Annotated in this window: 14 protein-coding genes; 12 read left to right on the top strand and 2 right to left on the bottom strand. The window is 60.6% G+C overall.

Annotated features, from left to right (window positions below):
- Positions 1-144: 144 nt before the first annotated feature.
- Positions 145-840, bottom strand: a complete 696-nt coding sequence (locus tag AC3WMV_RS03510) for a pirin family protein (RefSeq protein WP_103367033.1) — start codon at positions 838-840, stop codon at positions 145-147.
- A 278-nt stretch (positions 841-1,118) separates the two neighbouring features.
- Between AC3WMV_RS03510 and AC3WMV_RS03505 the strand changes: the two genes are divergently transcribed.
- Positions 1,119-3,593: a UvrD-helicase domain-containing protein gene (locus tag AC3WMV_RS03505; RefSeq protein WP_103367034.1), complete on the top strand. Its 2,475-nt coding sequence runs from the start codon at positions 1,119-1,121 to the stop codon at positions 3,591-3,593.
- A gap of 59 nt (positions 3,594-3,652) precedes the next feature.
- On the opposite strand, the gene AC3WMV_RS03500 is transcribed toward AC3WMV_RS03505, so the two are convergent.
- Complete coding sequence (locus tag AC3WMV_RS03500; protein WP_025109621.1) at positions 3,653-3,925, bottom strand: DUF1652 domain-containing protein; 273 nt, start codon at positions 3,923-3,925, stop codon at positions 3,653-3,655.
- Positions 3,926-4,188: 263 nt separating this feature from the next.
- Between AC3WMV_RS03500 and AC3WMV_RS03495 the strand changes: the two genes are divergently transcribed.
- The 11 genes from AC3WMV_RS03495 to AC3WMV_RS03445 all read left to right on the top strand — a co-directional run bounded on the left by AC3WMV_RS03495 (position 4,189) and on the right by AC3WMV_RS03445 (position 21,585).
- Positions 4,189-5,004: a helix-turn-helix domain-containing protein gene (locus AC3WMV_RS03495; RefSeq protein ID WP_027612776.1), complete on the top strand. Its 816-nt coding sequence runs from the start codon at positions 4,189-4,191 to the stop codon at positions 5,002-5,004.
- A gap of 52 nt (positions 5,005-5,056) precedes the next feature.
- Complete coding sequence (locus AC3WMV_RS03490) at positions 5,057-6,463, top strand: NAD(P)/FAD-dependent oxidoreductase (protein WP_027612777.1); 1,407 nt, start codon at positions 5,057-5,059, stop codon at positions 6,461-6,463.
- Positions 6,464-6,494: 31 nt separating this feature from the next.
- Positions 6,495-6,839: a cupin domain-containing protein gene (locus tag AC3WMV_RS03485; protein ID WP_096796762.1), complete on the top strand. Its 345-nt coding sequence runs from the start codon at positions 6,495-6,497 to the stop codon at positions 6,837-6,839.
- Positions 6,840-6,895: 56 nt separating this feature from the next.
- Positions 6,896-7,981 carry a polyamine ABC transporter substrate-binding protein gene (locus tag AC3WMV_RS03480; RefSeq protein ID WP_103367035.1) on the top strand — a complete coding sequence of 362 codons (1,086 nt, stop codon included), beginning with the start codon at positions 6,896-6,898 and terminating at the stop codon, positions 7,979-7,981.
- Positions 7,982-8,442: 461 nt separating this feature from the next.
- On the top strand, positions 8,443-9,906 hold the full coding sequence (locus AC3WMV_RS03475; protein ID WP_098964084.1) for a serralysin family metalloprotease: 1,464 nt from the start codon (positions 8,443-8,445) through the stop codon (positions 9,904-9,906).
- Between the two features lie 92 nt (positions 9,907-9,998).
- A complete protein-coding gene (locus AC3WMV_RS03470; RefSeq protein WP_158248883.1) occupies positions 9,999-10,421 on the top strand; it encodes an AprI/Inh family metalloprotease inhibitor in 423 nt (140 codons plus the stop codon).
- Between the two features lie 172 nt (positions 10,422-10,593).
- Complete coding sequence (locus AC3WMV_RS03465) at positions 10,594-12,369, top strand: type I secretion system permease/ATPase (RefSeq protein ID WP_103367036.1); 1,776 nt, start codon at positions 10,594-10,596, stop codon at positions 12,367-12,369.
- Positions 12,366-13,715, top strand: a complete 1,350-nt coding sequence (locus AC3WMV_RS03460; RefSeq protein WP_049827896.1) for an HlyD family type I secretion periplasmic adaptor subunit — start codon at positions 12,366-12,368, stop codon at positions 13,713-13,715. The genes AC3WMV_RS03465 and AC3WMV_RS03460 overlap by 4 nt, the downstream gene beginning before the upstream one ends.
- Before the next feature lie 2 nt (positions 13,716-13,717).
- Positions 13,718-15,076, top strand: coding sequence for a TolC family outer membrane protein (locus tag AC3WMV_RS03455; RefSeq protein WP_098964081.1), 1,359 nt, complete (start codon positions 13,718-13,720; stop codon positions 15,074-15,076).
- 246 nt (positions 15,077-15,322) lie between these two features.
- Complete coding sequence (gene eprS, locus AC3WMV_RS03450) at positions 15,323-18,274, top strand: autotransporter serine peptidase EprS (RefSeq protein ID WP_103367037.1); 2,952 nt, start codon at positions 15,323-15,325, stop codon at positions 18,272-18,274.
- Between the two features lie 224 nt (positions 18,275-18,498).
- On the top strand, positions 18,499-21,585 hold the full coding sequence (locus AC3WMV_RS03445) for an autotransporter serine protease (RefSeq protein WP_103367038.1): 3,087 nt from the start codon (positions 18,499-18,501) through the stop codon (positions 21,583-21,585).
- The last annotated feature ends 14 nt before the right edge of the window (positions 21,586-21,599 follow it).

The raw sequence follows: 21,599 nt of genomic DNA, 5'->3' as shown, positions 1-21,599 counted from the left end.
ATCCCCGATGGACTGCGTAGCAGTTCGCTCCATTGAAAAGAAGGCCGCTTTGCGGCCTATCGGGGATGAATCCCCTCGCCACAAAAGCTGCAAAAAAGGGGCGACCATGACGGTCGCCCCTTTTTTTACCTGCATATCAGGCGATCAAGCCAGATCCACCAATACGATTTCGCTGTCTTCGAGCGCCGTCACAGTCAGTATTGACTCATGCTCGACGGCAACACCGTCTCGAGCTTGTGCGCGCAAGCCATTGACTTCAATCAGACCGGTGGCGGGTACCAGATACGCTCGACGTCCGGCATCCAGCGGATATTCAGCAGTTTCGCCAGCCTTGAGGTTGGCCGCGACCAACCGCGCATCACCGCGAATGCGCAGGCTCTGATCGTCGCCGTCCTTGCCGCTGGCGAGGGTCACGAAGCCTTCGCGCTGGCCTTTGGGGAACGGTTTGGCACCCCACGATGGCGGCGCGCCAGTTTCCGTCGGCAGAATCCAGATCTGAAAGATTCGGGTCTCTTTGTCTTCCAGGTTGTACTCGCTGTGTGCGATGCCGGTGCCGGCACTCATGACCTGCACGTCGCCTGCTTCAGTACGGCCCTTGTTGCCAAGGTTGTCCTGGTGAGTAATCGCACCTTCACGCACGTAAGTGATGATTTCCATGTCGCGGTGCGGGTGCAGCGGGAATCCGGTGCCGGCGGCGATCACGTCATCGTTCCACACCCGCAGATTGCCCCAGTTCATGCGTTGCGGATCGTAGTATTCGGCGAACGAAAAGTGGTGATGGGCATCCAACCAGCCGTGGTGAGCGCCGCCCAGTGTATTGAAAGGTCTGAGTTCAAGCATGATCGTCTCCTCAAAAGGTTCGTCATGGGGCGTAACGCCAAAGCCATGAAGCGAGACCGTCGGTTATGACGGGCATCATCCATGAGGCAACCATCGAGAAAAAGCGTAAAAAGTGCGGCATTCTCATCGAATCTGTTGATGGGAAACCGGTTCGAAACGATCTCACGCAACTTTCAGTTCATCGCCTAAACCAATGAGCTGTAAGCATTTCGCTAGAACTCATGAGCAAATAAAGCCACCATAGCCCCCAACAGCCTCACACACTGGAGCCCCTCAGCGTGGCGCAACACACTCCCGATGTTCCTCCCGAACTTCGTCCATTGGCAGAAATGCCTTGGTTCAAGCGACTGGCCGCGCGTTTCTTCGGCCACGGCCTGACGCGTTTGCGCGCCCAGCACCGTGCCTCTTGGCTACACGGCCAAGCTGACGGTTTTCGCAGCGGCCACACTGCGGGTGTGGAATACGGCTTCAAAGAGGGAAAACTTGAAGGACTGGAGGAAGGTCGCCAGGTTTTACTGATTCGCGACAGTCGCAGCACCGAGCATCGTCCACCGAGCGTCGATAATCATCTGTTCGACGACTGGCGTCTGCCACTCAGCGCCGAGCTGAAGAAACGCATGAAAGCCGATGTGGCGCGCCTGCTGCCCGCGCATGCCCAGCCAAGCCTCGCTCAATGGAAGATGATTTTCAGTGACACTCCCTCGACCTCGGTGATCGCTGGGGCCGGAGCAGGCAAGTCGACCACGCTGGTTCTACGTATTCTGCTGCTCACGCATTATCTGGGCTTTGAGCTGGATTCAATGACCGTGGTGACCTTCACCCGTGAGTCGCGCAAGGACTTCATCAATAAGCTTATCGAGATGTTCGCGCTCTGGGGCCAGCCATTGAGCCTGCAACAGGCGCGAGAACTGGTGCGCACCTTTCACTCACGCATTCTGCCGATGGTCCGCAGCCTGCCGGGGTTCGAGCGCTTGCAGGCGTTTGAAAACCTTAGCCTGCGGCCGCAAGGCGCTGACGAGGAGGTCGACAGCAACCCGTTCGATCTCCGGATCAATGATGCCCAGCGCCAGCAGCTCAACGCCTGCTATCACCAGCTGTTCAATCAAGACCAACGTTTTCGCCAGTTGATTCAACCACTGGCCAAGGCTGCCTTGCAGCTCAAGGAGCTTGAGCGCGATCACCCGGACGTGCAAAAGCGCATGGCAGTGACCGAACTGGCAGCCAAACGCGACGAAGAACTGTGCGATGCCATCGAAGACCTGTGGTTTCGCGCCGGTGCCTGGCCGATCAAGGGCATTGAGCCCAGCCGGCAGACGTTCGAGATCAACGGTTCGACCTTTCACTGCCACGGCTACATTCCCAGCCTCGATGCCTGGGTGGTGCTCGGCTTCGATCCCCGGGAAAACCCGCAGATTTGCCGGCCCAACTCCAAGCTCAGCGTACGCGCCGAGTGGGCCGTTAAGCGCACCCTGTTTCAAGCTTTCTGCCGTAAGCCATTGATTTGGCTAGATAGTTATGAGGCCTCAAAGCGGGTTTTATCGACTTTGGCTGGCGACGCGAGCGCCGGCCCAGGCTTCGATTACAAGGTCAAGGGTGAGCTGGTCTCGGCGCCGCTGCTCGATTGTTTTGTCGCGGCGGCCGGCTTCATCGAAAACCTTGGGCTGGATGTGCCGGATGCGGTTGGCCGCATGAGTTTTGCCAAGGACGACCCGGACCGGTTTTTCTTCGAGGCATTGAGCCTGTTCTGGCGTGCACTCGAAGATCATCTGCTCGATCAGAAGCCGCCGGTGATGACCTACAACCGAATGTTTGCGCTGTTCAGCGAGCACTCGCCGGAGAACCTGAAGCTGCTGAGTGATGAGCTGCTGCGACCGATGTCGCACCTGATGATCGACGAATTTCAGGACGTATCGCCGCAGATCGTCTCGTGGATCCGTGCCAGCCTCGCGGAAATCCGCAGTCGCGGCCCGGCCATGCATGTCGGGCGGGGTGCGCAGCGTTCTTCGTTGCTGTGTGTAGGCGATGACTGGCAGTCGATCTACGGCTGGCGCGGCAGTTCGCCGAGTTACTTCATGGAGTTCAACAAGGAATTCCCGTCACCGAGCACTACTCGGGTGATGCTCAGTGACAACTATCGCAGCCATCAGCACATCATCGATGCTGCCGAACACATCGTTCGTGCCGCGCCGGCAATCCCCGGCAAGAAGGCCAAGGCCAGCGGTGCTCCCAAGGCATTGCAGCCAGTCAATGTGCTGGAGCGCGATGATCAGGCCATGGGGCAGCGCTTGGCCGAACATTACAATCGTGGCGATTCGATCTTGATGCTCTATCGAAAAAGCAGCGATAAGTTATTGATAGAGCAGCATATTCAGCCTGTAGTTAATGTTGATTCGAGCTTGCCGTACGAAGCGCGACGGCTGAAACAGCTGACTTACCACAGCGCCAAGGGGCTGCAGGCTGATGCGGTGTTCCTGCTCGGTGACTGCCAGCACCTGACCAGTTCGCCCTACAAGAACCAGGTGTATCGCATGGCCGGCTTGGGCAAGGCTGGCGACAGTGAGCCTTATGACACGGCGCAGAAGGACGAGATTCTGCGGCTGGCCTACGTTGGTATCACCCGGGCGGTCAGCCATTGCTACTGGTACGTCGAGCCGCAGGATAACCAGGCGGTGAACATGCCAAGGGCGTCCGATCGGGTTGCCCAAGGCAAGGCATTCTTCGTCGATCACCGAAAACAGCCGCAAAACGCGTAGCACGCAAGCACAAAAAAAGCCCGCCTGAATTGGCGGGCTTTTTTATATAAAACAATAGTTTATGCGTAACTCTTGAGAGATTCCGGAGGAATGAAAGCCTCCAGTTCGTCTTCCACAGCCTCAATGATGCGCTCGACATCGGCCGCGTTCATCACCGTCGCACAAGGAATACCGGCGATGGCGATCATGGTTTCACCGCTGGCACGATCAAACAGACGGGCAATCATGCTGCCCGGCGCATCCATCGTTGCCTCAAAACCCATGGGATGAAAGTGCCAACGCATCAGTTGGCACGCATTGGGAAACGTGACTTTACTGGAGCCTTTATTCATGTGTTGCCCGCCTTCTTCATCGAGCGCTTCCTTTTGCTCATGTTAGGTGGGAAGAGCCTTCATTGGCTCAACCGGTCAGTGACGTTAAAAGTAGCACCCGCATGTGAATTTTCCGTGAGATTTTTCAGTTCATTTTGCGATTGCTGCGCGTTTTTTGATGTAAGTCACGTCGGGATCAGTCATCGCCAAATGGCCACTACGGTTTGCTCGTTGATCGTTTTGTCGAACTTGGGCAAGCTCGGTTCTTTTGCGCCGAGCCCTTTATGCACGCCGACGATGACGGCCCCGAACAGACCCCGGCCACGGCCGCCACGGTCATGCGCTACCACCTGAGCTGGAAGCACCGCGATCTGGACAGCGTCATGGCGCTGTATCACCCTGACGTCCAATACAACGATTTCTTTCAGAACCGGGTCCTGGGTCTCGACGAATTGCGCGAGTACGTGCGCGTGAGCATGCCGCGAGAATCCGACGAAGCGCTCGAGCATTGCGACCGGATTCGCGTGGATGGCAACACCGCTTTCATTCAATACGAAGTGACTTTGCGCGGTGGCGACGGGCTGGTGTCGTTCCGATCCAGCGAAGCGATCACGGTCAAGGACGGGCTGATCTGGCGGGTCAACGAATACGCCTCGCTGGTCCGCACGCAAACCAACGGCGCAGTAGCACCCAGTCAGCGTCCGGCGGTGAGTCGTCTGGGGCTGTCGCCGCGCCAGATCAGTTTCATGGCCGAGGATCTGCAGCAATATTTCGAACGCCAGCAACCGTATCTCGATCCGGAACTGGATCTGCAACGGGTGGCGAAGGAGTGCGGCTACAGCCGCAATCAGATTTCCTACCTGCTCAATCAGGTGCTCGGCCAAAGCTTCTACCGCTACGTCAACCAGGCCCGCCTGCAGCACTTGCTCAAGACGCTGGATCAGGCCACGCCGCCGCTGCGCATCGATGAGCTGGCGTTTGCTGCCGGTTTCAATTCGCTGTCAGCGTTCTACAGTTGTTTCCGCCAACACACCGGTCAGTCGCCGAAGGCCTACGCCAAACAAATTTCTTTGCGGGCACGCGCGCAAGACAGTGATTGAAGTCACGCACTAGGATCGACGCCATCGAAGGTTTTCAGTGGCGGAGTCTTGCATGCCGGCGTGGCGCACTATCAGTTTGTGGATGGATCAACTCGACGAGCCGTTGATTGCGCGGCCGGCGTTGGAACAGGATCTGGATGTCGACGTGGCGATCATCGGCGCCGGTTATACCGGGTTGTGGACCGCGTACTACCTGAAAAAACTCGCTCCCGGTCTCGATATCGCCATCGTCGAGGCGCAAACCGCCGGTTTCGGCGCGTCCGGGCGCAATGGCGGCTGGCTGATGGGTAACCTGCTGGGCGAGGATCGACTGCTCGCCGGTCTCTCTCCAGAACAACGTCGCGCATCGTTTGATCTGCTGCACAGCATTCCGGATGAAGTGGAAGTTGTCCTCGAACGTGAGGGCATCCACTGCGATTACCGAAAAGGCGGGGTGCTGTACTGCGCCGCCCGTTACCCGGAGCAGGAAGCCAGCCTGCGCGAATACCTCGACAAACTGCACGCCCAAGGCCTGACCGACAACGATTACCGCTGGCTGAACCCCGAGCAACTGGCGCAACAGATTCGTGTGGCGAAACCCTACGGCGGCATATATGCGCCGCACGTGGCGACCATTCACCCGGCGAAACTGGTGCGCGGTCTGGCGCGCACCGTGCAGAGCATGGGCGTGAAGATCTATGAAAACAGCCCAGTCACCCATTGGCAGTCCGGCAGTTTGCGCACGGCCAGGGCCAGTGTGCGCAGTCGCTGGATTGTGCCGGCGGTCGAAGGTTATTCGGTCACGCTCCCACCGTTGGGTCGCTATCAGTTACCGGTGCAGAGTCTGATTGTTGCCACCGAGCCGTTGTCGGCAGCGACCTGGGATGAAATCGGCCTCAACCGTGGCCAGGCCTTCAGTGAGTTCAGCCGTCAGGTCACCTATGGCCAGCGCAGTGCCGACAATCGCCTGATCTTCGGCGCCCGCGGCGGTTACCAGTTCGCCGGCAAACTGCGCCACAACTTCGATCTGACCCGTGATGAAGTCGAGCTGCGCCGCTATCTGTTCGGCGAGCTGTTCCCGCAGTTGAAAAACGTGCAGATCACCCACGCCTGGGGCGGCAACCTCGGCATGTCCCGGCATTTCAAGCCGCACATGCTCTGCGATCGCGCCAATGGCATTGCGCTGTCCGGCGGTTATGGCGGGGAGGGTGTGGGTGCCAGCAATCTCGGCGGCCGCACCCTGGCCGATCTGATTCTTGAGCGCGATACCGAACTGGTGCATCAGCCGTGGGTGCTGCCGGACGGCGGAATTCATGCGCTACGCGCCTGGGAGCCGGAGCCGTGCCGCTGGCTTGGCTACAACGCGATCATCAAAAGTTTCGTCCACGAAGACCAGACCCTGGCCAACCCGGCCAGCGCACCGTGGCGGCGCAAGCTGGCCAGTCAGGTCGCTGGGTTCATGGAAGGTTTCATGCACTAACCGCCGTTTTCTTCACAAGACAGGTCCCACCATGAGCATTACGCAGTTCAAGAACACCGCCAGCCTGCAACTGGATGAATCCAACCCGGTGGCCGTGCCACTCGGCGAGCCGGTCGCCATTGCCTCGACCACCAGCGTCGAGCGCGACGATGGCGTCGAAACCGGCGTCTGGGAATGCACACCAGGGCGCTGGCGCCGGCAGATCACCGCGCAGGAGTTCTGCCATTTCATCTCCGGGCGTTGCACGTTCACCCCGGACGACGGCAGCGAAACCCTGCACATACAAGGTGGCGACGCACTGATGTTGCCGGCCAACACGCTCGGCATCTGGGATATCCAGGAGACCGTGCGCAAGACCTACGTCCTTATTTTCTGATTGTTTGATCCTTTGATTGCCTGCCAACAAAAATAGCCACTACAGGAATCGACCCCATGATCCAGAAAACCCTCGCTCTGGCGCCGCTGCTGCTGGCCGCCTCCATTAGTCATGCCGCCGAAACGGTGAAAATTTACAACTGGTCGGACTACATCGCGCCGGACACCACGAAAAACTTCCAGACGGACACCGGCATCGGCGTCACCTATGACGTCTATGACAGTAACGAAACCCTGGACGGCAAGTTGATGACCGGCAAATCCGGTTATGACGTGGTGTTCCCGTCCAACCATTTCATGGCGCGGCAGATCCAGGGCGGGGCGCTGAAGAAGCTCGACAAGAGCCAGTTGCCGAACTGGAAGAACCTCAACCCGATGTTGCTCAAGGCCTTGCAGGTCAACGACCCGAACAACGAGCACGGCTTTCCGTATCTGTGGGGCAGCACCGGCATCGGCTACAACGTCGCCAAGGTCAAGGCGGTGCTGGGTGATAACGCGCCAGTGGATTCCTGGGATCTGATCTTCAAGCCCGAATACATGGAAAAACTGCAGAAGTGCGGCGTGGCGATCCTCGATAACGGCCCGGAATTGCTGCCGGCAGCGCTCAATTACCTGGGCTTGCCGCCCCACAGCAAGAACCCCGAGGACTACAAGAAAGCCGAAGCATTGCTGATGAAAGTGCGGCCGTATGTCAGCTACTTCCATTCCTCGAAGTACACCAGCGACCTGGCCAATGGCGATATCTGCGTGGCGGTCGGTTTCTCCGGTGACATCCTGCAGGCGGAAAACCGCGCCAAGGAAGCGAAGAACGGCATCGACATCGGTTACGCGATTCCCAAGGAAGGCGCCGCCATCTGGTTCGACATGGTCGCCATGCCCGCCGATGCACCGGACGAGAAGGCCGGTTACGCGTTCATGAACTACTTGCTGCGTCCGGATGTGATGGCCGGCATCAGCAATTACGTGCACTACGCCAATGGCAACCAGCAGGCCGACAGCCTGATCGATCCGGCAATCAAGGGTGACACCAAGGTCTATCCGAGCCCGGAGATGATGGGCAAGCTGTTTGCGCTGGAGGCAATGCCGCTGAACATTGACCGGATCCGCACGCGAGTGTGGAACAAGATCCGTACCGGTAGCTAAACCACATCACCCCTCCTGTGGGAGCGGGCTTGCTCGCGAATGCGTTCGATCAGTCAGCAAACAGGTTGGCAGATAAATAGCATTCGCGAGCAAGCCCGCTCCCACAAGTGTTTTAGCACGCTGATTTGATTGATATCACTACACTGGCATCGCACTAATAGAGTGCAGCAAAGTGAGACGTATCTATCAAAAAGCAACTTACCGATATTTAATATTTAAATAGAAAATCGTCAGACAATTAGGCGAGAACAAACACCTCATAACAATCTTTCGACCCCGCAGTCATTGTTTACGGGCATTTGACGGAACAGTCGGTTTTGATCTCAAAAAAACGCTAGACGACAGATTTCAAATTGTGTCAGGTTTCTTACGCCTTCATTGGGCGAGTGATAGGACGATCTCGCCAGGGATCGTCGCTATCTGACAAAAACTGTTCCATTGCTAAACAAGGAAGTGTGTTTATGTCGAAAGTAAAAGCGAACGCTATTGATATCACCGCAGACACATTCGTGCCTGTCGGCGCAGCGCAATCTCTGGCTGCGACCAGCTCTGCCTGGAACCAGATCAATAGCTTCAGCCATCAATACGATCGTGGCGGCAACCTCACGGTCAATGGCAAACCGTCCTTCTCGGTGGATCAAGCCGCCACTCAACTGTTGCGCGACGGTGCCTCCTGGCACGACCTGGACAACAGTGGCAAGATCGAACTGACCTACACCTTTCTGACCGCCAAAACCGCTAACTTCAGCGGCCTGGGTGTCACCGGTTTCAGTCAGTTCAGCTCCCTGCAGAAAGCCCAGGCCGTGCTCGCCATGCAATCTTGGGCGGATGTCGCCAACGTGACGTTCACCGAGTCGGCCCGTGGTGGCGACGGTCACATGACCTTCGGTAACTACAGCGGCGGCCAGGAAGGCGCAGCGGCGTTTGCGTTCCTGCCAGGCACCGAGCCAGGCTATGACGGTCAGTCCTGGTACCTGACCGGCAGTGGCTACGACGTCAACAAAACCCCGGGTCTGAACAATTACGGGCGTCAAACCCTGACCCACGAAATCGGCCACACCCTGGGCCTGTCTCACCCTGGCGACTACAACGCCGGCGAAGGCAATCCGACTTACAAGGATGCTTCCTACGGGCAAGACACCCGCGGTTACAGCCTCATGAGTTACTGGAGCGAAAGCAACACCGCCCAGAACTTCAGTAAGGGTGGTGTGGAAGCCTATGCTTCCGGCCCGCTGATGGACGACATTGCAGCGATCCAGAAGCTGTACGGCGCCAACCTGACCACCCGTACCGGTGACACCACCTACGGCTTCAACTCCAACGCCGGTCGCGATTTCCTCAGCGCCTCGTCGTCGAGCGACAAGCTGGTGTTCTCGGTCTGGGACGCGGGCGGCAAGGACACCTTCGACTTCTCGGGTTTCACCCAGAATCAGAAGATCAATCTCAACGAAGCCTCGTTCTCCGACGTTGGCGGCATGATCGGTAACGTGTCCATCGCCAAGGGCGTGACCATCGAGAACGCCATTGGTGGTTCGGGCAACGACCTGCTGATCGGTAACAGTGCGTCCAACGAGCTGAAGGGCGGTGCCGGCAACGACATCATCTACGGCGCTGGTGGTGCGGACAAACTGTGGGGCGGTGCGGGTTCGGACACTTTCGTGTTCGCCTCCAGCTCCGACTCCAAGCCGGGTGCAATCGATCAGATCCTCGATTTCGTCAGCGGTCTGGACAAAATCGACCTGAGCGCCATCACCAACGGTTCCGGCCTGCACTTTGTCAGCAGCTTCACCGGTTCGGCCGGCGATGCGATCCTGACCTCGTCGGGCGGCAACAGCCTGTTGTCGGTGGACTTCTCCGGGCACGGCGTGGCGGACTTCCAGGTCAGCACCGTGGGCCAGGCAGCGACCAGCGACATCGTGGCGTGATGTGAAACGGGAAGCGGCGCTTGATGCGCCGCTTTCTTTGCTTGCATCGTGTTGATTGCTGGGCAAGGCTAGGTGCTGGAGCGAATTTTCTGATGATCTGTAAAGTTTTTACCTACAAGGCAATGGCGTGGCTTTCGGCGGCGCTGATCATGATTTCTGGAGAAACAACCATGGCAAGCAGCCTCAGACTTGAAGATCCCTCGGTTTTTGCCGGGCAATGGCAGGCGACGTTGAGCACTGAAAATGACGCGCCCGAAGCGCAAAAGCTGCAGGATAAACCGTCGAACACCTGTGCCCTCGAACTGCAAGCCAATCAGACCGTCGGCAAGGGCGCCGAATGCCTTGGTGCATGGCTGGAAGATTCGCCTACCGGCTGGTTTCCGGAACCCGACGGAATTTCGATTACCGGCAAGGAAGGTTCAAGAATCGTGTTTTTCAGCCGACAACGTGACGGGCTCTATTCCAGCACTTTGAAGTCGGGCCTGATTGTTACACTCGTACGCGCGACGAAATAAACGCTCAACTAATCCAGTTCGAATATATGGCAGTGTTTGAACGTTATAAGTGATCGTCGCAGTTGTTGTTGAATGGTAAGCGAGTACTTGCAAAACATCTTTCGCAGGTAGGCGGAACATTAATTGAGCGCTCGTCGAAGTCTGGCGGGATCTATCATTTCAGGAAGAAACAATGAAGATGGCGAAGGCCCCAGCCACCGCTCCCTTGTTCAAGGCTTTGGGTGACTATAAAAGCATTCTGGTCAGCGTCGGGTGCTTTACCGCACTGATTAACGTGCTGATGCTGGTGCCCTCCATTTATATGCTGCAGGTCTACGACCGCGTACTGTCTTCGCAGAACGAAACGACGTTGGCGATGCTGTCATTGATGGTGGTTGGCTTCTTTGCCTTCATCGGCATGCTGGAGGTGATCCGCAGCTTCATCGTGATCCGCATCGGCAGCCAACTGGAGCGCCGCTTCAACCTGCGGGTGTATCAGGCGGCGTTCGAACGCAACCTGTTCAAGGGCGAGGGCAACGCCGGGCAATCGCTGGGCGACCTGACCCACATTCGCCAATTCGTCACCGGGCCGGCCCTGTTCGCGTTTTTCGATGCGCCGTGGTTTCCGGTCTACCTGTTTGTCATCTACCTGTTCAACGTCTGGCTGGGCGTGCTCGCCACGGCCGGCGCGCTGCTGCTGATTGCGCTGGCCTGCCTCAACGAATACATGACCAAAAAACCGCTGGGCGAAGCCGCCGGTTACTCGCAGAAGTCCAGCCAACTGGCGACCAGCCACCTGCACAACGCGGAAACCATCCAGGCCATGGGCATGCTCGGCGCGTTGCGCAAGCGTTGGTTCGGTGTGCACTCGCGTTTCCTCGGCCTGCAGAATCAGGCCAGCGACACCGGTGCGGTGATCAGCTCGATCAGTAAGACCCTGCGCCTGTGCCTGCAATCGCTGGTGCTGGGCCTCGGTGCGTTGCTGGTGATCAAGGGCGACATGACCGCCGGGATGATGATTGCCGGTTCGATCCTGATGGGCCGCGTGCTGAGCCCGATCGACCAGTTGATCGCCGTGTGGAAACAGTGGAGCGGGGCGAAGCTGGCCTATCGTCGTCTGGACTCCTTGCTGCAGGCGTTCCCGCCGAGTGACGACGCCATGGCGCTGCCGGCGCCGAAAGGCCAGATCACTTTCGAGCAAGTCAGTGCCGGCCCTCCCGGGCAGCGCGCGGCAACCCTGCAGATGATCAATTTCAATCTGGGCGCTGGCGAAGTGCTCGGCGTGCTCGGTGCTTCCGGTTCCGGCAAGTCGACCCTGGCCCGTGTGCTGGTCGGTGTGTGGCCGACCCTCGGCGGCACGGTGCGCCTGGACAGTGCCGACATCCATCGCTGGAACCGCGACGAGCTCGGCCCGTACATCGGCTACTTGCCACAAGACATCGAACTGTTCAGCGGCAGCATCGCCGAAAACATTGCCCGTTTCAGCGAAGCCAACCCGGAGAAGGTCGTGGCCGCCGCGCAACAGGCTGGCGTTCACGAAATGATTCTGCGCCTGCCGCAAGGCTACGACACGCAACTGGGCGAGGACGGCAGTGGCCTGTCCGGCGGTCAAAAGCAGCGTGTGGCCCTGGCCCGTGCGATGTATGGCGATCCGAGCCTGGTGGTGCTCGATGAGCCGAACTCCAACCTCGACACTGTTGGTGAAGCCGCGCTGGCCAGCGCCATCGCCCAGCTCAAGGCCAAGGGCACCACCGTGGTGCTGGTGACGCATCGCTCTTCGGTACTGGCTCAGGCGGACAAACTGCTGGTGCTCAACGATGGCCGCTTGCAGGCGTTCGGCGCCAGTCAGGAAGTGCTCAAGGCGCTGTCCGGCGCTCAGGAACAACAACGGGAAAAATCCGCGCAGGCACCGGGCGGGCTCAGCATGAGCCGGCAGTACCAGCCCTCGACAAGGAATTCGGGTGTATGAGCAGCGCCAGCATGAACACTGAAAACGAAGCCTCCATGGAACACGCGTACGTCACCGAGCGCCCGGAGCGCGATGCGAAATTCTTCGCCCGCATGGGCTGGATTCTGGCCATCGTCGGCGCCGGCAGTTTCTTCACCTGGGCCGCACTGGCGCCGCTGGATCAGGGCATTCCGGTGCAGGGCACCGTGGTGGTCTCGGGCAAGCGCAAGGCTGTGCAGTCGATGAGCAGCGGCGTGGTCAGCCGGATTCTGGTGCGCGAAGGCGAGATCGTGAAGCAGGGTCAACCGTTGTTTCGCCTCGATCAGACCCAGGTGGCCGCCGACGTGCAGTCGCTGCAAGCCCAGTACCGCATGGCCTGGGCCAGCCTCGCACGCTGGCAGGCCGAGCGCGACAACCGCAAAGAGATCACCTTTCCTGCCGAACTGAGTAACGACCCGGATCCGCGTCTGGCGCTGGTTCTTGAAGGCCAGCGTCAACTGTTCAGCAGCCGTCGCGAAGCGTTCTACCGCGAGCAGGCCGGTCTGCGCGCCAGCATTGAAGGCGCCACCGCGCAGCTGGCGGGCATGCGCCGCGCCCGCACCGACCTCAATGCCCAGGCCGATTCGCTGCAACAGCAACTGAGCAACCTGCAGCCACTGGCGGACAACGGCTACATCCCGCGCAACCGCTTGATGGAGTACCAGCGCCAGCTGTCGCAAGTGCAGCAGCAACTCGCGGAAAACACCGGTGAAAGCGGCCGGGTGGAGCAGGGCATCCTCGAATCGCGCCTGAAACTGCAACAGCATGGCGAGGAATACCAGAAGGAAGTGCGCACGCAACTGGCCGACGCGCAGCTCAAAAGCGTGACCCTGTCGGAGCAACTGACCTCGGCCGGTTTCGACCTGCAACACAGCGAGATCCTCGCCACCGCCGACGGCGTGGCGGTCAACCTTGGCGTGCACACCGAAGGCGCGGTGGTGCGTCAGGGCGAAACCCTGCTGGAGATCGTCCCGCAAGGCACCACCCTGGAAGTCGAAGGGCACTTGCCGATCAACCTGATCGACAAGGTCGGCACGCATCTGCCGGTCGATATCCTGTTCACCGCGTTCAACCAGAGCAAGACCCCGCGTGTACCGGGTGAGGTCAGCCTGATTTCCGCCGACCAGATGGTCGACGAGAAAACCGGCGTGCCGTACTACGTGTTGCGCAGCAGCGTCAGTGATCAGGCGATGGAAAAACTCCATGGCCTGGTGATCAAGCCCGGTATGCCGGCGGAAATGTTCGTGCGCACGGGCGAACGGTCACTGCTCAACTACCTGTTCAAACCACTGCTCGATCGCGCTGGCTCTGCGTTGACTGAAGAATAAGGATGTTCGGCTGTATGAATAAGCTTTCGATGTTGGGAGCAGCCTTCGCGCTGCTCGCAGGAAACAGCGCGCTGGCGGCCATGGGGCCATTCGAGGTCTACGAACAGGCATTGCGTAACGATCCGGTGTTCCTCGGCGCGATCAAGGAGCGCGACGCGGGCCTGGAAAACCGCATCATCGGCCGCGCCGGGCTGTTGCCGAGACTGGGTTACAACTACAACCGGGGTCACAACACCTCCAAGGCCACGCAACTGACCGCTCGCGGCAACCTCACCGAAGACCGCAACTACAACAGCTATGGCTCGACCCTGACCTTGCAACAACCGTTGCTCGACTACGAAGCCTACGCGGCGTATCGCAAAGGCGTGGCGCAGTCGCTGTTCGCCGACGAGGCGTTTCGCGGCAAGAGTCAGGAACTGCTGGTGCGGGTGCTGGATAACTACACCAAGGCCTTGTTCGCCCAGGATCAGATCGACATCGCCCAGGCCAAGAAGAAGGCTTACGAGCAGCAGTTCCAGCAGAACGAACACATGTTCAAACAGGGCGAGGGCACGCGCACCGACATTCTGGAAGCCGAGTCGCGCTATGAACTGGCGACCGCCGAAGAGATCGAGGCACGCAACGAGCAGGACGCCGCGCTGCGTGAACTGGGGGCGCTGGTCGGCGTGCAGACAGTGGACATCAGCGAGCTGGCGCCGCTGGATCAGAACTTCCAGACTTTCGCCCTGATGCCCGCCAACTACGACACCTGGCATGAGCTGGCGATCAGCAACAACCCCAATCTGGCGTCGCAGCGTCAGGCGGTGGAAGTGGCCAAGTATGAAGTTGAGCGCAACCGCGCCGGGCACCTGCCGAAAGTCAGTGCCTATGCGTCGATCCGCAAGACCGAATCGGACAGCGGCAACACCTATAACCAGCGCTATGACACCAACACCATCGGCTTTGAAGTCAACGTGCCACTGTATGCCGGTGGCGGGGTATCGGCCTCGACCCGTCAGGCCAGCCGCACCATGGAGCAGGCGGAATACGAACTCGACGGCAAGACCCGCGAGACGCTGATCGAACTGCGCCGCCAGTTCAGCGCCTGCCTGTCGGGCGTCAACAAACTGCGCGCCTACCAGAAGGCCCTGGCTTCTGCTGAAGCGCTGGTGGTGTCGACCAAGCAAAGCATTCTTGGCGGTGAACGGACGAACCTCGATGCGCTGAACGCCGAACAGCAACTGTTTACCACCCGCCGCGATCTGGCCCAGGCGCGCTACGACTACTTGATGGCCTGGACCAAGCTGCATTACTACGCGGGGACGCTGAACGAACAGGATCTGGCGCGGGTGGATGAGGCGTTCGGTGTTGCTCATCGCTAATGTGCATGGCTTGGGAGTGGCCCTCACCCTAACCCTCTCCCAGAGGGAGAGGGGACTGAATGGGGGATGTTCCAGATGGGCACCGATATGAGTGAGCGGTGCTGAATCCATAATCGACTCGCTTTCTCAGGTCGATGCATGGCTCAAGACACCCGGATAGGCTCCCTCTCCCTCTGGGAGAGGGCTGGGGTGAGGGTTTTACACCGCAGAAGAACCTGCATAAAACAATAAAAGTGAGTGGTGAACATGGAAGTACGCATCAAGCCGGCAGCGGTCGGCACCCTGTTGCTCGCAGTTTCCATCGCGCAAGCCAATGCGCAGTACCTTGAAACCGGCAAGCCCGGCGATCCGGCCAGTTGGCGCAGCGCCGAATTCCAGCGCGACTGGGGCCTTGCGCGGATGCAGGCGGATCAGGCCTACGCTGCCGGCATCACCGGCAAAGGCGTGAAGATCGGCGCCCTCGACTCCGGCTTCGACGCCGCCCATCCCGAGTTCGCCAGCGACCGCTATCACCCGGTGCTGGCCTCCGGCAGTTACGTCGACGGCTCGCTGTTCAACGTCAACGGCACCCTCAATTCCAACAACGATTCCCACGGCACCCACGTGGTCGGCACCATGGGCGCGAGCCGGGACGGCAACGGTATGCACGGGGTGGCGTACAACGCGCAAATCTACGTCGGCAACACCAACAACAACGACAGCTTTCTGTTCGGCCCGAAACCCGATCCGCGCTATTTCAAAGCCGCCTATGACGCCCTGGCCGCTGCCGGCGTGCGTGCGATCAACAACAGTTGGGGCAGTCAGCCGCCGGATGTCAGCTATCGCACCCTGGCCGATCTGCATGCCGCTTATGCTCAACACTGGAATCAGGGCACCTGGCTCGACGCGGCGGCGGACGTCTCGCGCCGTGGCGTGATCAACGTGTTCAGCGCCGGCAACAGCGGCTATCCGAACGCCAGCGTGCGCTCGGCGCTGCCGTACTTTCAGCCGGACCTCGAAGGCCACTGGCTGGCAGTTTCCGGGCTGGACCAAAGCAATCAGCAAAAGTACAACCAGTGCGGCATCGCCAAATACTGGTGCATCACCACACCGGGGGCGAAGATCGACAGCACCATTCCGGGTGGCGATTACGCAATCAAGTCCGGCACCTCGATGGCCGCGCCGCACGCTACCGGGGCACTGGCGCTGGTGATGGAACGCTACCCGTACATGAACAACCAGCAGGCGCTGGAAGTGCTGCTGACCACCGCCACGCAACTCGACGGCGCGGTCACCGATGCGCCGACCGAACGGGTCGGCTGGGGCGTGGCCAACCTCGATCGGGCGATGCGCGGGCCGGGGCAATTGCTCGGCGCGTTCGATGCCAATCTGGCGACCGGGCAAAGCGATGTGTGGAGCAATGACATCTCCGACAAGGCGCTGATTCAGCGTCAGCGCGAAGACCTCGCCGAACACGGCGCCTGGCAGCAGACCTTGCAGGACAAGGGCTGGCAGAACGGCATTGCGGTCGGCGCCAGTCAGCAGGATCAGACCGACTACGCCGTCGGTATGGCGCGCGATGCCGCAGCGGCCACCCGGGTCTATCAGGGCAGCCTGATCAAGTCCGGGGCAGGGCGCTTGCTGCTGACCGGCGACAACACCTTTCGTGGCCCGACCACGGTCAATGGCGGCTTGTTGAGCGTCAACGGCTCGCTGGCCTCGGCGGTGACCGTCAACGACAGCGGCACCCTCGGCGGTTCCGGGCGGATCGCCTCGTTGCTCGCCAACAGCGGCGGCCGCGTAGCGCCGGGCAACTCCATCGGCACCTTAAGCGTGGCCGGTGACGTGACCTTCGCCCCAGGCTCGACCTACGCGGTCGAGCTGTCGCCGACCAGCAGCGACCGCATCGTCGCTGGCGGCAGCGCGAGCATCAGCGGTGCCACGGTCAGCCTGTCGCTGGAAAACAGTCCGACCCTGCTCAGCACCACTGAAACCCGCAGCCTGCTCGGCCATTCGTACGACATTTTGCAAGCGGCCGGTGGTATTCAGGGCCAGTTCGGCGCGGTGCTGCCGGATTACCTGTTCATCGGCGGCAACCTCGACTACACGGCCAACGCCATTCAGCTCGACATTCAGCGCAACGCCACCTCGTTCGCCAGCGTCGGGCAGACCCCGAATCAGCGTGCGGTGGCGGCCGCCGTCGAAGGCCTCGGCGCCGGCAATTCGGTGTACGAAAGCCTGCTGCTGTCGGCGTCTGCCGCCTCGGCGCAGCAAGCCTTCCAGCAATTGAGCGGCGAAATCTACCCGGCGCTCGGCTCGATGCTGATCAATGACAGCCGCCAGTTGCGCGACGCGGTCGGCGAACGTCTGCACGATGCCAACGCCACGCAAAGCAATGGCTGGATCAAGGCCCTCGGCGCCTGGGGTTCGACCAACTCCGGTAACGACACTTCGCGCTACAGCACCTCAATCGGTGGTCTCCTCGCCGGTGTTGACGGCGCGCTGGACGAGCAGACCCGCATCGGTCTGGTCACCGGTTACAGCGACAGCTCGCTGAACATGGGTTCGGACACGCACTCGTCGGCCAAGGTCGACAGCTATCACCTCGGCGCTTACGCCGGTCATGACATCGGCGCCTGGCGCCTGAGCACCGGCGCGGCCTACAGCTGGCATCGCGCCGATGTGAAGCGCGATCTGCAATACGGCGACGTCAGCGCCAAACAGAAAACCAAGGTCGATGCGGCCACCACGCAGGTCTTCGGCGAAGCGGCTTATCGGCTGAACCTGCAGCCGCTGGCACTGGAGCCGTTCGCCAACCTCGCTTATGTGCATCTGGATACCGAAGGCTTCACCGAAAAGGGCGATGCAGCGGCGCTGAAAAGCTCCGGCGAGCAGCGTGATGCGGTCCTCAGCACCCTCGGTGTGCGCGCGGTTAAGCGCTTCAACCTGTCGACGCAACAGGCGCTGGACGTCAGCGGCCACCTCGGCTGGCAGCACAGCCTGAGCGACATCGACGCCGAACAGCATCTGCGCTTTGCCAGCGGTAGCACACCGTATTCGGTCGAGAGTTCGGCACTGGTGCGTGACGCGGCGCTGGTCGGCGTACAAGCCAGCCTGGCGTTGAGCAAGGACGTGCGAGTCAACCTCGATTACAACGGACAACTGGCCAACCGCGAGAAGAGCCATGGGGTTGGGTTGAGCCTGAACTGGCAGTTCTGAAACAAACCCCGCAGGTCAGGTGAACACACACTTGTGGCGAGGGGATTTATCCCCGATCGACTGCGCAGCAGTCGCTCACCCGGACAACTCGGTTACTGGAAACTGCTCGGGGTCGCTTCGCGCCCCATCGGGGATAAATCCCCTCACCACAAGCGTTATTTCCCAGGCCCAGGTGTGGGCCTGGTACACGGATTTTTCGCAACAACACTAAGGAAGGTCGCTGGATGAATAACAACAATACCCCCGCGCAAACGGGCGGTCGCTTCGCCATGAAAACCCTCAATTGCGCCGTGATTTGTGCGCTGACCACCTGGGGCACCGCGCACGCGGCGCCTTACGTGGAAAGCGGCCGCAGCGGCGATCCCGCCAGTTGGCGCAGCGCCGAGTTCCAGGCGGAATGGGGCCTGGGCGCCATTGGCGCGGATCACGCTTACGCCGCCGGTTACACCGGCAAAGGTGTGAAACTGGGGATCTTCGACCAGCCGGTGTATGCCGCGCACCCGGAGTTCTCCGGCCCCAACAAAGTCGTGACCCTGGTCACCAGCGGAATCCGCGAATACACCGACCCGTACATCCCGGTCAAAGCCGGGGACGCGTTCCGCTATGACGGTTCGCCCTCGGTCGGTTCCGACGGCAAGCTCGGTGCCCACGGCACCCACGTCGGTGGCATCGCTGCCGGTAGCCGTGACGGTGGGCCGATGCACGGCGTGGCGTTCGGTGCGCAGATCATCAGCGCCGACAACGGCGACCCGGGGCCGGAAGACGGCATCGTCCGTGGCAACGACGGTGCGGTGTACAAGGCCGGTTGGGATGCGCTGATCGCCAGTGGCGCGCGGATCATCAACAACAGCTGGGGCATCGGCATCACTGACCGTTTCGACCTCGGCGGCCGCGACCCGGCGTATCCGCACTTCACCGTCAACGACGCGCAATTGCAGTTCAACGAAATCCGCACGCTGCTCGGCACCAAGCCCGGCGGCGCCTACGACGGCGCCATCGCCGCCGCCCGCAGCGGCATCGTGACGATCTTCGCCGCCGGTAACGATTACAACCTGAACAACCCGGACGCCATCGCCGGCCTCGGCTACTTCGTGCCGGACATCGCGCCGAACTGGATCACCGTCGCCGCGTTGCAGAAGAACCCTGATCTGGCCAGCGCCAATCCGTACATCATGAGTACGTTTTCCTCGCGCTGCGGCTACACCGCGAGCTTCTGCGTCTCGGCGCCGGGCACGCAGATCTACAGCTCGATCATCAGCGGCACCAACGCCGACAACCTGACCACCGGCTACAAGAACTACAACGGCACCTCGATGGCCGCACCGCATGTGGCGGGCTCGATGGCGGTGTTGATGGAGCGCTTCCCGTACATGACGGGCGATCAGGTCGCCACGGTGCTGCGTACCACCGCGACCGACCTCGGCGCACCGGGCATCGACGCCTTGTACGGCTGGGGCATGATCAACCTGCGCAAAGGCATCGACGGCCCGGCTATGTTCATCACCGAGCAGGACATCCCGGAAGAGTTCCGCATTCAGGGGGCCTACGGTTCCGGGCAGTTTGTCGCGGACTTGCCGGGCATCGGCGCGATCATCGACAAGGGCAAACCGACCGAGCGCGTGTGCAACGACATCACCTGTGGCCTCGACACCTGGCGCAACGACATTTCCGGTCACGGCGGCCTGACCAAGCAGGGCATCGGCACACTGGTGCTGACCGGCAACAACACCTACAGCGGCCCGACTCTGGTCAATCAGGGGCGTCTGGCGATCAATGGCACGCTGGCTTCGGCGGTCACGGTCAACGACAGCGGCATCCTCGGCGGTAACGGCCGCATCGGTGCACTGACCGCGAAAAGCGGCGGTACCGTCGCCCCGGGCAACTCGATCGGCACGCTGAACGTCGCCGGTGACGTGACCTTCGAGCGCGGTTCGACCTACGCGGTGGAAGTCTCGCCGACCAACAGCGACCAGATCGTTGCTGGTGGCAAAGCGGTGATTGATGGCGCCACGGTCAGTCTGTCGCTGGAAAACAGCCCGACCTTGCTGACGACGACTGAAGTGAAGAGCCTGCTCGGTTCGCAGTTCAACATCCTGCAAGCGGCCGGTGGCATCCAAGGCCAGTTCGGGCAAGTGCTGCCGAACTACGCGTTCCTCGGCGGCACCCTGGCGTACTCCGCGAACGGCGTGCAACTGGACGTCGGGCGCAACGGCGCGTCGTTCGCCAGTGTTGGTCTGACGCCAAACCAGCGTGCGGTCGGTGCGGCTGCCGAAGGTCTCGGGGCGGGCAATGCGTTGTTCGAAACCCTGCTGCTGTCGCCGAATGCGGCCTCGGCGCAACAAGCCTTCCAGCAACTGTCCGGCGAAATTCACCCGGCCATCGGTACGATGCTGATCAACGACAGCCGCTACCTGCGTGAAGCGGTGGGCGAGCGTCTGCGTGAGCGTGATCTGTTCAATGCCAACGCACCGACCGACGACCGCAGCAACGCCTGGGTCAAGGTGCTGGGTTCGTGGGGCAAGAGCGATGGCGGCCACGAAAACGCCGACTCCAACAGCTCCATCGGCGGGCTGCTGGCCGGTGTCGACGGTTTGATTGCTGAAGATACCCGTCTGGGTTTCGTTACCGGTTATAGCGACAGCTCGTTGAACATGGGCGGCGGCACGCATTCGTCGGCCTCGGTCGACAGCTACCACTTGGGAGCGTACCTGGGGCATCAGATCGATGCGTTGCGCCTGACCGCCGGTGCGGCTTACAGCTGGCACCGCGTGGACGTGAAGCGTGATCTGCAGTTCGCAGGCGTCAGCGGCAAAGAGAAAACCAAGCACGATGCGGCGACCACTCAGGTGTTCACCGAAGCGGCTTACGATCTGCGTCTGCAACCGATGAATCTGGAGCCGTTCGCCAATCTGTCCTACGTGCATCTGAACACCGAGAGCTTCACCGAGAAGGGTGATGCGGCGGCGCTCAAGAGCTCTGAAGACAACCGCGATGTGGTGCTGTCGACCCTTGGCGTACGCGCCAAGCGCACCTTCGCGCTGTCGGACAAACATCAGCTGGAACTGGGCGCGACCCTCGGCTGGCAGCACAACCTGAGCAGTGTCGATGCTGACAGCCACCTGGCCTTCGCCAATGGCAACAGCGCCTTCACTGTGCAGAGTGTGTCGATGGATCGTGACGCGGCGGTGGTCGGCGTACGCGCCGGGCTGGCGCTCAATCGCGATGTCCGGGTCAACCTGGACTACAACGGACTGATCGGTAACAACGGGAAAGACCACGGTGTGGGTCTGACCCTCGACTGGCAGTTCTAAAGGCGTGCCGGCAG

This window comes from Pseudomonas sp. FW305-3-2-15-E-TSA4, from assembly GCF_058787295.1.
Note: the sequence above shows the minus strand (reverse complement) of the source record. Positions and strands in the feature narration are given on the sequence as shown.